Origin of the sequence: Actinocrinis sp. (assembly GCF_035938995.1) — a bacterium.
Taxonomy (GTDB): domain Bacteria; phylum Actinomycetota; class Actinomycetes; order Streptomycetales; family Catenulisporaceae; genus DASZGI01.
On sequence record NZ_DASZGI010000201.1, the window covers coordinates 1 to 11,905 of the forward strand.

Consider the following 11,905-nt stretch of genomic DNA (forward strand, 5'->3'; position numbering starts at 1 on the left):
GTCCTCCGGGGTGCCCGAGCGCACCGGACGGGTCTCCGTGGGGCCCGCCGGGCCGCCGGCCTTCGCCTTGAACGCGCCGAACAGGATGCCGGTCAGCGGCCGGCCCATCGCCGCGGCCATCAGCCGGGTCAGAATCGTTCCGGAGGCGCCGACGAGCGTCCCTGCGACGATCAGCAGAGTGTTGCCGAGCACGTAGCCCGAGGCCGCCACGGTGAGGCCGGTGAAGGCGTTCAGCAGCGAGATCACGATCGGCACGTCCGCGCCGCCGACCGGCAGCACGAACAGCACGCCGAGGCCGAGCGCGACGATGAACAGGGCGACCAACAGACCGGTCGACCGCACCGGGACCGACGTGACCGCGAGCGCGATCGCCGCGACGAACACCCCGACCGACAGGTACCGCCCGGCCGGGAGGATCACCGGCCGCGTGGTCATCAGCTCCTGGAGCTTGGCGAAGGTGATCATCGAGCCGGCGAACGAGACCGCGCCCACCAGGACCGTGAAGACGGTGGCGGTCTGGTCGCCCGAGCTGATCGAGGAGGAGTTCCCCGCCAGCCGCAGGAACTCGACGAGAGCCACGATCGCCGCGGCGCCGCCGCCGACACCATTGAAGATCGCGACGAGCTGCGGCATCGCGGTCATCTTCACGCGCGTCGCCGCCGGGACGCCGATCACCGTGCCGACGGCTACGGCGCCGAGGATCAGGCCGATGTGCTGGAGGTGGCCGGTGCTCAGGACCAGGATCACCGCGAGCAGCGCGCCCGCAGCGCCGGCCCAGTTGCCGTAGCGGGCAGTCTTAGGCGCAGACAGTCCCTTAAGCGCGAGGATGAAGCAGACTGCCGCGATGAGGTAGCCGAACTCGGTTCCGCTGCTCACTTGCCGCCACCGCCTCCGCGCCGCGCCGAGAACATCCGCAGCATCCGGTCGGTGACGACGAAGCCGCCGACCATGTTGACCGTGCCCAGGACCACGGCGATCACGCCGAGGGTGATCTGGACCGGGCCGGACGAGGCGCCGAGGATCAGGATGGCGCCGACCAGGACCACGCCGTGGATGGCGTTGGCCCCCGACATCAGGGGCGTGTGCAGGGTGGAGGAGACCTTGGAGACCACCTCGAAGCCCACGAACACCGCGAGCACGAAGATGGTCAGCAGACCTACGCCGCCGATCTGGTTCGCCACCGTACCTACTCCCCTTGCTCTCGCTGGTCGGGTTCCTCCGCCAGGGCACGGCGGACGCCGTCGTGCACGATTTCGCCCCCGGCGGTGACCCGGCAGCCGACCAGGATCTCGTCGTCGGCCTCGCCGTCCCGCAGCAGCCTGATGAACGCTGTCTGGTTCGCGCCGTAGAGCTTGCTGGCGTGCACCGGCAGCTGGGAGGGGACGTCCGCGCCGCCCCACACCGTCACGCCGCCGTGCACGTTCGTCTCACCAGGCTTGGACAGCTCGCAGTTGCCGCCGCTCTGTGCGGCGAGATCAACGACCACGGAGCCGGGCCGCATCGCGGCGACCATCGACTCGGTCAGCAGCAGCGGCGCCTGCCGCCCAGGGATCGCCGCGGTAGTGATCACGACGTCCGACTCGGCGACGTAGGGCGCGAGCGCGGCGTGCTGGCGCTCGGCGAAGTCAGCGCTCTGGCTCTTCGCGTAGCCGCCCGCGCCCTCCTGGGTCTCCAGGTCGAGGCTGACGAACGTGGCGCCGAGCGAGCGCACCTCGTCGGCGGCCGCGGCTCGCACGTCATAACCGCTGACGACCGCGCCGAGCCGGCGAGCCGTCGCGATCGCCTGAAGACCGGCCACGCCCGCACCGAGCACGAGCACCCGGGCCGGCGGGATGGTACCCGCCGCAGTCATGAACAAAGGGAAGAATCGGGGCAAAAGGTCTGCACCCACAAGCGCCGCGCGATATCCGGCGACGAGGGCTTGGGATGACAGCGCGTCCATGCTCTGCGCGCGGGAGATCCGCGGGAGCAGTTCGAGAGCGTATGCGCTGATTCCCTGGTCGCGGGCGGAGCGCACGGCGCGCGCTTCTTGGAACGGATTGAGCATTCCCACCAGATTGGCGCCGGAGGGTAGCGCCTGGATCACCGGGAGTTCCGGAGGGTTGACCACGGCGAGCACGTCGCTGTTCTCGGCGACCTGCTCTGCCGAGTCCGCGATTTCGGCTCCCGCGGCGCGGTAGTCCTCGTCGGAAGCGTGCAGGTGCCGGCCGGCGCCGGTCTGCACGGTCACGGTAGAGCCGTCGCCGCACAGCGAGGCGACCGCCTCGGGCGGCAGCGCGACTCTGCGCTCGCCCGGTCTGATCTCCGTCAGCACACCGATACGCATGGCGAGAACCGTACCGGCGGGTACGAAAGCACGGAAGGGGCGGCGCTAAAGAAGTGCCTGGTCGGCGTGTCACACGGCTGATCGCGACGCGCCAGCGGCGCTCAACCGGCCGCCGGCCGCCCAAACGCTCGAATATGTCACAGAGTGGACGACCTGCGCCAGACGCGGTTTCCGCACCCCGCGCCACCGGGTAACCCGCTAGAAGACAGCGGATCAGGCTACGCTGGTGCCCGGAAGTGGTCTCACGCCACATGACGCGGTCCGGCAGCCCGATCCGACGACGGGCCGGCCGGCGCGTCGGTTCGCGTCGGAGGGGAAAGGTCGGGATGGCAATGCCGAAAGCCAAGCCGGCGATCCAGTGGGGAATCGTGCTCTTCGCGATCTTCTGGATCGTGCACGACCCGACTACGACCACGAGGATGGTCGGTGACGTGTTCACGTTCATATCGACCTTCTTCCACTCGATAGGGAACGTGATCAGCTTCCACGCCAACGGCTGAGCGCCGTGTTCACGTCCTACGAGCCGAGCCAGATCTCGAAGAACATATCGCGGCAACTGGACCCGACCGAGAAGGTGATGATCGCCCGGCGGTTCCACTGGGCGACGCTCCTGCAGCCGGTCGCGCTGGTCGTCCTCGGGATCTTCGTGACCATCGCGGTCGATGTGGTGCTGCCGACCCACGGGCGCAACTCGCACGCGCTGGCGTGGGCGCTGTGGGGTTTGTGGCTGCTGTGGGTGTTCCACGCGATCTTCGGGATCGGCAAGGCGCGCACGATGCTGAGCGGCAACCGCACCAACGTCCTCATCGCGCTGGTCATCCTCGTCGGCGTTGGCTACCTGCTGTCCCGGCTGGCCTCGGACAAGCGGTACGGAGCCGGCGGGATCCTGCTGCTGGTGCTGCTCGCGGTGGTCGCCTGGGCGGTGTACCAGATCGCGGAGTGGGCGGACCGCTACTTCGTGCTCACCAACAAGCGCATCGTCGTGATCGAAGGCATCATCAACACCACCGTGCGCTCGATGCCGGTGCCCAAGCTGACCGACATGGCATACCGGCGCACCGCTACCGGCCGCGCCCTCGGGTACGGACTCTTCGACGTGGAGTCGGCGGGCCAGGACCAGGCGCTGAAGATCATGAATTTCGTGCCGAACCCGGAGTTCACCAACCTGCAGATCTCCAGCCTGCTGTTCGGCTCGAAGACGCCGGACCCGAAGAACATCGCGCTGACCGGACAGGTCAACCCGGCCACCGGGAACATGTCGATCACCGGGCAGATGGACGGATAGCCTGGGGCCCGTGATCCGACACATCGTGATGATGAAGCTCAAGGACGGCCTCGGCCGGGACGACCCGGGTGTGGTGGCCGCCGCGGACGCCTTGACGGCGCTCGGCCCCGCCCTAGAGCCGGTGCGGCACTGGGAGACGCACTGGTGCTTCGGCTCCCGGCCGGTCTCCAACGACTTCGTGCTGATCTGCGACGTCGACGACGAGGCGGCGCTCCAGGCCTATCTCACCGACCCGGAGCACCGCAAAGTAGCGGCGGGACTCGCCGAGCACTTCGTCCTGTCCGTCGCGGACTTCTCCTACGCGGCCTGAGACTGCACAGCCCGACCCTGGACAGCCTGACCCCGCACAGCCTGAGACTGCGCGGCTTCAGATTCAGATCCCGCGATCAGATCGGCCGGCACCGCGTCCAGCGTCCGCAAGATCGCCTCGGCCAGCGCCCGGGCGGCGTCGGCGGTCAACTCGACGGCGACCCGGGCGCCCGGACCGCGGCCGGGGTTGCGCAGGTCGATGTTGAGCGTGTGCTCCGCGGTGGCGTGGACCGGGTGGTCGAAGTACACGGTGCCCTCGGTCAGGGGGAACCAGCCTTCTGCGCCCTTCCCGCTGCCCGCGACGTCGATCTTCTCGGTGATGTAGGTGCACACGGGGCGGCTCCTCAGGCGCTCAGGTGCTTCGAGAAGAAGGCGTTGATCCGCTCCCAGCCGTCCTTGGCGGCTTCGGGGCGGAACGCCGTGCGCTCGACCATGAAGAAGGCGTGTCCGGCCCCTTCGTAGCTGTGCGACTCGAAGCTCTTGCCGTACTTCGCCAGCAGCTGCTCGAGCTCGACGACCTGATCGGGCGAGGGGTAGCGGTCGTCGGCGCCGAACAGGCCCAGCAGCGGGCAGCGCAGGTCGGGCAGCTTGTCGTAGAGCGGGACGATGTTGTTCTTGGGCATGCCCTCGATGCCGGACGGGTCGCCGGTGACGAACGCGCCATAGCAGTCGACCGCCGCGTCGAGCGGGAGGCTGCACGCGGCGAGGACCGACTGGCGGCCGCCCGAGCAGTACCCGATGACGCCGATCTTGCCGTTGGAGTTGGGCAGCGCGCGCAGGAAGTCGGCTCCGCCCGAGACGTCGCCGACCAGCCGGTCGTCGGGAACCCCGCCCTTGGCCCGGCCGGCCGCCGCGGCGTCGTCGGGGGCGGCGCCCGGCGCGTCGTGCCAGTACAGGTTCGGCATCACGGCGTTGAAGCCGAGGTGGCCGAACCGGCGGACGATTTCCTTGGTGGCGTCGTCGTATGCGGGCATGTGGTGGATGACGACCACGCCGCCGCGCGGTGCGGGGTCGGCCACCAGGGCCGCGTAGGCCTCGATCTGCGCGCCGTCGTGTCCGGGGATCATCACGGTGCCGGAGGTGAACGCTCCGGTGAGGTGTGCTTCGGTCATGGCCCCATCCTGCCCCGGGGATCATGAGAACGCAGCGGCGGGGGCGCTTCCGTTTGGCGCCCTCGCTCCAGCTGCTGATCAGGCGTGGTATTCGTCGTGCCGCGCGTAGAACTCAATCCACTTGTCCTCGCTCAGCGTCCGCTGCGCAGCAGCATCGTGTACTGGAAGAGGCCGAAGCGCCCCTCGGTGACACTGACGGGAGCGGCAAATCGCACGATCGATCCCGACCCATCGCGGCTCCGTCGCTGGCTCCGGCCGGATGGAAGTGCGCGCTGATCTCGGCGCCGCCCGCGATGAATCTCACAGACGTTCCCCGTCCCATACTCCCTGCCCGAATCCGAATCCGAACTCAGGCCCGCTCTATCAATGCCGGATGCTTCGCGTCGTCCATCCGCACAACGAAATCCGCAGCGTTCTCCGGGTCCACCTCGTCTTGATAGCGCTGATATGCCGGGATTGTCCACGACTGTTCGAGAGGTGTGCGGCGCGCCAACGCCCCCGCCGACAGCGAGAGGTGCACGGTCACGTCCAGCGGCAGACCTCGCCCCAGCAGGAGCGCGCCGTCAAGCACCAGCACGCCGCCCGCGGCCAGGTCGACGTAGTCCGCACGTGTAGCCCGATCGGTCGCAGCGTCCCAGAGGGAGGGCAGGACGCGCCCGTTTCCGCCCGGCGCCAGCGGCCCGAAGACCTCGCGCTTCAGAGCCTCCGTATTAAGCCATTCGGAGTAGTAGACGTCCGGATCGGTGCGGCCGAACTCGAGGCGCAGCGACGCGGGTCGCAGGAAGTCGTCGGCCGAGACGCGCAGCACCGGTCGCCCCCGCAGTCGCAGCGGATTCACGAGTTCGTCGGCCAAGCATCCCGGTGCCGCCGCCGGCGCGCCGTCGATGGCGACCCGCACTCAGGAGTCCCGAGGCTCACGCGCGATCCGGTCGGCGATCTGCTCGACCAGCAGGGCCGGGGAGATCGCGCGTGCTTTCACGACGACATCATCTCGAGAGCGATCACCGCGAGCGCGGCGATTTCACCGAGACCTCGTCCAGCGGGACGTCGTGCCCTTCCTCGCACCGCACCTGCACCGCCAGCGGGGCCCCGCAGCCTGAGTGCCGCAGCAGGAGCGGCGGCCCCTCTTCGCCGACAAGGTGCTGATCCCCCCACTGCCACAGCGCCAAGAGCACTGGCAGCAGGTCGGCCCCCGCGTCGGTGAGCACGTACTCGTGGCGCGTCCGCTTTCCCGGCTCCTGATACGGCCGGCGCTCGAGAAGCCCGGCGTCGACCAGCTCGCGCAGCCGGGCCGAGGCGACCGCGTCGGTGATTCCCACGCGGTCAGCGAAGTCGTCGAACCGGGTGGTGCCGTAGTAGGCCTCACGCATCAGCAAGACCGCCGACCGCGTTCCCACCACGTCGAGCGTGCGCTTGATCGAGCAGCGTTCCGCCTTCCACGCGTCCCGGTCGGCCAGCACTCCCTCCAGCGTCATGACTCCGTCCACCGCGCACCTCTCCTCATGCCGACGTGCACTTTCTCCGAGCCGCACTTGTGGCCATCTTAAGCGCGCGCCCCATCTGCCTTGACCCAACCATAGTCAGCCCTTACGCTCGCTGACTATGCATGAGCAGAGCCAGATGCGCCCCGCATCCGCCGACCTCGCCCCCGCTGCTGCCCCGGCACCGCCATCGCCATCGCCCCCGAACTCGGCGCCGACGCGACCTGCGCACCCGGGCACGGTCCTCGCGGTGCTGTGCGCCGCCGCCTTCATGGCGAGCCTCGACCTGTTCGTCGTCAACGTCGCTTTCACCGCGATCGGCCGCGACTTCCGCGGATCCCCGCTTTCCGATCTGAGCTGGGTCCTGAACGCCTATGCGATCGGATACGCCGCACTGCTCGTTCCGCTGGGGCGCCTCGCGGACCGGTTCGGCCGGAAGGCGGGCTTCCTCGCCGGACTCGGCCTCTTCACGGCGGCGAGCGCCGCGTGCGCGGCGAGCCCCAACCTGTGGTTCCTGGTGGTGTGCCGGGTGCTCCAGGCGGCCGGTGCCGCCGCGCTCACCCCGACCAGCCTCGGGCTCCTGATCGCCTCGACCGAGCCGCGGCATCGCGCCCGCGCCGTCCGCATCTGGGCGTCATCAGGCGCGGTCGCCTCCGCACTCGGCCCAGTGGTCGGCGGGCTGCTCGTCGAGGCGTCGTGGCAGTGGGTGTTCCTGATCAACGTGCCGGTGGGGCTGCTCGCGCTGGCCGCGGCCGTGCGCCTGGTGCCCGACTCGCGCGACCCGGCGGCCGGACGGCTCCCGGACCTGTGGGGCGCGCTGGTCCTAGCCGTCTCGATCGGCGCGCTGACGCTGGCCCTCGTCAAGGGACCGGACTGGGGCTGGGGCACGGCCGGAACCCTCGCGGGCTTCGCGGTCGCCGCCGTCGGCCTGGCCGGATTCGTGCTGCGCATCCTGCGCCACCCGGCCCCCGTCGTCGAGCCGGGGCTGCTGCGCGTGCGCGCCTTCGCGTGGTCGAACGCGACGTCGCTGCTCTTCTCCACCGCGTTCGGAGCGGGCCTGCTTAGCGTCATCCTGTGGATGCAGAACGTCTGGCATTACAGCGCTCTGCGCACCGGACTCGCCGTGGCGCCTGGTCCGATGATGGTGCCGCTGTTCGCCGCCGTCGCGCAACGGCTCGCCCGGCGCGTCCCGGTCGGCCTGATCGCGACGGCCGGCAGCCTGCTGTTCGGCCTCGGCTTCGTCATCGATCTCGCGAGCATCGGGACGACGCCCGCCTACGCTGCCGACCTGCTCCCCGGCTGGCTCGTCGGCGGCGCGGGCGTCGGGCTCGCCCTGCCGACCATCCTCTCCTCCGCTACCGCCGACCTGCCGCCGAGCCGGGCCGCGACGGGAAGCGCGGTGGTCAACATGAGCCGCCAGATCGGGACCGTGCTCGGCGTCTCAATGCTCGTAGCCGTCCTCGGCACGCCGGCCTCGCCTGGCGCCGCGCATACGGTGTTCGTGCACGGATGGTGGGCCATCGCCGCGGTCGCGGCGTTCGCCGCCGTGTGTGCGGTCGGGATGACACCGCCTGCTCAGAGCCCCTGACGCCCGGAGACCTTGCCGCGGCGCCCCGAGCGGCGCGAAGATAGCTGTCGCTCGGGAGGCCCGGAAGGAGTGGGAACGCTGGCTGACGAGCGCGAATCCTTCGACGCGATGATGCGCGAGACGTTCGGCGCGCCGCCGGCCGTGCGGCAGCTCGATGTTGCGCTGATCAGCGACCCCGGTTTCCAGCGGCGCTACGCGGCCGAGACCGGGGTGCTGCGCGGCCTGGACGAGCCGTGGCTCGCGGTGACGACCAGCTTCGTGGTGGACGGCGCCGGACGGATCGTGGCCACCATGCGCCCTCAGGTGCCAGGGCCTACCCTTGCCGCGCTATTGGAGCGCAATCCGCACGGCCTGGACGCGCAGACGACTGCGGCGATCGCGATGGACGTGCTCAGCGCCCTGTCAGCGCTGCACGCGCGCGGCGTGGCGCACCGCGGGGACCTCGTCGAGCATGTGATCGTCGGCGTCGACGGGACCTGCGTCATGGTCGACGAGGGTCTGGCGCCGCGGTGGCCGAACGAGTCGACCCAGGCAGCCGTCGCGGCCGACGTGCGCTCGTTCGCGGATCTCGTCGCCCGCTGCCTCGGCAGCCGCGCGCACAGCCGCCGCGGCCGGCCGACTCCGCCACGCGTCGTCCGCAGCGCGAACAGCGGCGCGGGCGTCGGACGCTGGATTCCGCGCCCGACCGCCAATCCGTTGCGCCCGCTGGCCACCCATGTCGCGGACCTTCGCACTCCCGGGGTCGATACCGCGGCCGCGCTCCTGACCGAACTGGGCTCGGCCGCCGCCCGCGCCTTCGAACCCGACTGGGACATGCGCGCCCGCGAACGCCTCGCCGTAGTCTCCCGGGCGTTCACCGCGGCCGCGCCTTCCATGCCCGCGCTCCCCGCGATGCCGCCGCCTGCCGACGAGCCCAATCCGCTTTCGCTCGGCTACGTCTCCATCTGGCCCCTGCCGCGCCCAGTCCGGCTAGCGCTCATCGTGGCCGCGGTAGTGGGTGCGACCGTCTCTTTCCTCATAGCGATCCAAGGCCAGAATTCCGGTTCGACGAACCCGAACACGCCGACAACGCCGCAGGCCATAGCAATCGCCGAGCCGTCGGCAACGGCGGGCGCGGTCACGCCGACGCAGACACGATCGTCCGCGTCTGCCTCAGCATCCGCGTCGCCATCGCCCTCGCAGAGCTCTGCCGTACCCGCGTCGTCTCCGGCGACTGCTCCTGCGGCACCTCCGTCCGCACCGGCGCCTGGCACAACCGGCCCAGCCCCGATCTCGAACCCCGCGGGCCCGGTGGTGAATACGGGCTTTGAGAGCGGATCGCTCGCGGGCTGGAACTGCTCCGGCGCGGACTCCGTGGTGACGAACCCGGTGCACAGCGGGAACTTCGCGTTGCGCGGCGCGGCCAACAACTCCGATGACGCCCAGTGCAGCCAAACGGTCAGCGTCGTACCGGGCAGGACGTACACGCTGTCGGGGTGGGTGAACGGCTCCTACGTGTTCATCGGCGTGGCGGGCACCGGGTCGAGAAACGACCCCACGATGTGGACGTCGGGGACCAACGGCTCGTACGCCCAGCTGTCCATCGGCTTCAGGACCGCCTCGAGCAGCGTGACCATCTACGTGCACGGCTGGTACGCGCAGGGCACGTATTTCGCCGACGACATCTCCTTATCGTAACCAACTCGCCGCGCCGACTGTCACTCCCCTGTCGACTCGCCACGGTCACGCGCTCCCGGACTTGGGCCCGGGACCAAGGCGCATCTCTCACCGCTTAGCCAGCCTCGCCGGCGTCCGCACGGCAGCCGCGCGGTGCAGTTGGAGCAACCCGAGGCCGCCACCGACCATGGCCAGTCCGAACAGGGTGAACAGCGCGTCCAACCGTACGAACCGCGCCTGCCACGCGGCGTACTGGTCAGCCGACACAGCGGTCCATGCACCCCCGTTCAGTTCCGATGTCGAGATCTCATACCGCGGGCCCGGCAGGATTTGGCCGCTTCCCTTCGCCGTACCCAAGGCGAATCCGACGGCCACCACGCAGATGCACAGCACGCCGAGGGCCAGAAGAACCCAGGACACCGGCCGCCCGGCGTACATCGTGCGCGTCACGAGGCGAGCTTCAGCACGGCGGGCCGTAGCCTCGAAGCTCCGCAAGGGGTCGCGGCTGCGCGGCCAGCCAGAGTCCAACCCCAGCACCGGAACCGTCAGGAGCATCGACGCGAGCAGCCAGATCCAGCTGGGAAACAGGACGGCGACCACGATCCCCAACAGGTGCTCATGATCCACCATGGCCCGCGAGGTGTTCCATGTGGACAGCACGTCGACGGCCGTCAGAGCGCACAGCGCGCCACCAGCTGTGACGAGAACCACGTCCACCGCAGCGCACGCGCGCGACCGTGCGCGCCAGCGTCTCGGCCACGACTGTAACGAGAGGTAGGCGACAAACGCCTCGTGCGACGCCGCCGAGCCCCGCGGCGCAGGATCCCCCGATAGATACACACTGATGAGGCTACGGACGCAGACCCTCGATGTCGACGGAGTCAACGCGCCCCCCGCACGGGGCCGACACCCGGGCGTGACCCGCATAGGTGCAGATCCCCTCACGGGATCCGCACCCAACCCCGTTGGTGTCCCACCGGTTCGTGGTGCGCGCATACTCTGGGTTGATGGCAAACGTGAAGCAGGTACAAGTGACTTTCGACTGTGCGAATCCACAAGCGGTTGCGGAGTTCTGGAAGGCCGTGCTCGGGTACGTCGACCCTCCGATCCCGCCGGGGTTTGATTCGTGGGACGCGTTTGATGCCTCGCTTCCCGCTGAGAGCCGGGGCTCGACCTGGGCTTGCCAGGACCCGGACGGTGTCGGCCCGCGGTTGTTCTTCCAGCGGGTGCCCGAGGCCAAGACGGTGAAGAACCGGCTGCATCTCGACGTGCGAGTCGGGGTGGGGCTGACTGGCGACGAGCGAGTCTCCGCGCTGGACGCTGAAGCGACTCGACTGGAAGCGCTCGGCGCCCGGCGTCTGTATCTGCTACCTGCCGATGAGGAAAACGAAGCGTGCCTCGTGATGCAGGACGTCGAAGGCAACGAATTCTGCCTCGACTAGCGGTCCTGCCTGCGGAAGCTCGCCCGTGCCGACGTGGCACGATGGTCACTCAGCGAGGTTCGCTCGGCTCTCTCGGCTGCATGGTCGAGGCCTCATGCTATCAGCTTGGGAATCTGAGTACGCGGATGCCACCTGACATGCGCCCTGATCAGCGCGTCAGCATGGAGTTGATCTCCCGTAAGTCCCCGCAGTTCACCGCGTCGGGAACGGTGCCATTTGTCAGGGAACTACGACCCGTGAGTCATCGAGGGTTAGGCGTGCTCGAGCTGATACCAATTGGAGTACAAATACCGCCCGGAGTTCGGGGATTTCGGGGACAATGTCGGTGATCGGCCACCCCTACTCGGCATGTGCGTATGGAGGTTCGATGACCATCCCCGTCAGTACCAGCCTCGTCCGTCGCTACAGCGATCCCGCGGCGAAGGCCACGAGTTGGGCGGACACGGTGCGCGTGCTGGAGGCGGCCGAGTTGTTCTGGCTCACCACGGTGCGGCCGGACGGCAGGCCGCACCAGACCCCGGTCGTCGCGGTGTGGGGCGAGGGCGGGATCCACTTCCACACCGGGGAGGCGGAGGTGAAGGTCGCCAATCTCCAGGCCAACGCGCACGTGGTGCTGACCACCGGCTGCAACAGCTGGGACCGCGGGCTGGACGTGGTGATCGAGGGCACCGCGGCGCGGGTGACCGACAAGGGCGTGCTGCAGCGG

The 11,905-nt window shown here is 69.4% G+C and carries 14 protein-coding genes and 1 pseudogene; 7 read left to right on the plus strand and 8 right to left on the minus strand.

All coding sequences use genetic code 11. The features are described from left to right. The 3 genes from VGZ32_RS14420 to VGZ32_RS14430 form a co-directional block, all read right to left on the minus strand. Window positions 1-876, minus strand: an 876-nt coding sequence (locus tag VGZ32_RS14420) for an NAD(P)(+) transhydrogenase (Re/Si-specific) subunit beta (RefSeq protein WP_326886523.1), incomplete at its 3' end; no start/stop codon positions are given. Further along, entirely contained in the window at window positions 873-1,169 is a 297-nt protein-coding gene (locus tag VGZ32_RS14425) for an NAD(P) transhydrogenase subunit alpha (protein WP_349263607.1), read from the minus strand. The genes VGZ32_RS14425 and VGZ32_RS14420, both read right to left, overlap by 4 nt. A gap of 17 nt (window positions 1,170-1,186) precedes the next feature. Next, a complete protein-coding gene (locus VGZ32_RS14430) occupies window positions 1,187-2,326 on the minus strand; it encodes an NAD(P) transhydrogenase subunit alpha (RefSeq protein ID WP_326886525.1) in 1,140 nt (379 codons plus the stop codon). 326 nt (window positions 2,327-2,652) lie between these two features. Here VGZ32_RS14430 and VGZ32_RS14435 point away from each other — a divergent pair, with 326 nt between their 5' ends. Genes VGZ32_RS14435 through VGZ32_RS14445 form a run of 3 tightly spaced genes read left to right on the plus strand, consistent with a single transcriptional unit; the run spans window position 2,653 to window position 3,921 of the window. Then, window positions 2,653-2,826: a hypothetical protein gene (locus VGZ32_RS14435; protein ID WP_326886526.1), complete on the plus strand. Its 174-nt coding sequence runs from the start codon at window positions 2,653-2,655 to the stop codon at window positions 2,824-2,826. Window positions 2,827-2,831: 5 nt separating this feature from the next. Continuing rightward, window positions 2,832-3,611, plus strand: a complete 780-nt coding sequence (locus VGZ32_RS14440; RefSeq protein ID WP_326886527.1) for a PH domain-containing protein — start codon at window positions 2,832-2,834, stop codon at window positions 3,609-3,611. 10 nt (window positions 3,612-3,621) lie between these two features. Further along, entirely contained in the window at window positions 3,622-3,921 is a 300-nt protein-coding gene (locus tag VGZ32_RS14445) for a Dabb family protein (RefSeq protein ID WP_326886528.1), read from the plus strand. Here the strand turns inward: VGZ32_RS14445 and VGZ32_RS14450 are convergent. The 4 genes and pseudogenes from VGZ32_RS14450 to VGZ32_RS14465 form a co-directional block, all read right to left on the minus strand. Continuing rightward, on the minus strand, window positions 3,909-4,253 hold the full coding sequence (locus VGZ32_RS14450) for a DUF6295 family protein (RefSeq protein WP_326886529.1): 345 nt from the start codon (window positions 4,251-4,253) through the stop codon (window positions 3,909-3,911). The genes VGZ32_RS14445 and VGZ32_RS14450 overlap by 13 nt on opposite strands. Before the next feature lie 11 nt (window positions 4,254-4,264). Further along, window positions 4,265-5,032, minus strand: coding sequence for a dienelactone hydrolase family protein (locus VGZ32_RS14455; RefSeq protein WP_326886531.1), 768 nt, complete (start codon window positions 5,030-5,032; stop codon window positions 4,265-4,267). 349 nt (window positions 5,033-5,381) lie between these two features. Beyond that, window positions 5,382-6,011: pseudogene (locus tag VGZ32_RS14460) on the minus strand (uridine kinase). A 22-nt stretch (window positions 6,012-6,033) separates the two neighbouring features. Continuing rightward, window positions 6,034-6,507, minus strand: coding sequence for a helix-turn-helix domain-containing protein (locus VGZ32_RS14465; protein WP_349263608.1), 474 nt, complete (start codon window positions 6,505-6,507; stop codon window positions 6,034-6,036). A gap of 127 nt (window positions 6,508-6,634) precedes the next feature. Between VGZ32_RS14465 and VGZ32_RS14470 the strand changes: the two genes are divergently transcribed. After that, window positions 6,635-8,101 (plus strand): MFS transporter, encoded by a 1,467-nt coding sequence (locus VGZ32_RS14470; RefSeq protein WP_326886534.1) that lies wholly within the window; start codon window positions 6,635-6,637, stop codon window positions 8,099-8,101. A 69-nt stretch (window positions 8,102-8,170) separates the two neighbouring features. Next, window positions 8,171-9,778 carry a carbohydrate binding domain-containing protein gene (locus VGZ32_RS14475; protein ID WP_326886535.1) on the plus strand — a complete coding sequence of 536 codons (1,608 nt, stop codon included), beginning with the start codon at window positions 8,171-8,173 and terminating at the stop codon, window positions 9,776-9,778. A gap of 87 nt (window positions 9,779-9,865) precedes the next feature. Here the strand turns inward: VGZ32_RS14475 and VGZ32_RS14480 are convergent, their stop codons facing one another. Beyond that, window positions 9,866-10,474 (minus strand): hypothetical protein, encoded by a 609-nt coding sequence (locus VGZ32_RS14480; protein ID WP_326886536.1) that lies wholly within the window; start codon window positions 10,472-10,474, stop codon window positions 9,866-9,868. Between the two features lie 290 nt (window positions 10,475-10,764). Between VGZ32_RS14480 and VGZ32_RS14485 the strand changes: the two genes are divergently transcribed. Further along, a complete protein-coding gene (locus VGZ32_RS14485) occupies window positions 10,765-11,199 on the plus strand; it encodes a VOC family protein (protein WP_326886537.1) in 435 nt (144 codons plus the stop codon). 367 nt (window positions 11,200-11,566) lie between these two features. Continuing rightward, the coding region (locus VGZ32_RS14490) for a pyridoxamine 5'-phosphate oxidase family protein (protein ID WP_326886538.1) at window positions 11,567-11,905 on the plus strand (339 nt) is incomplete at its 3' end.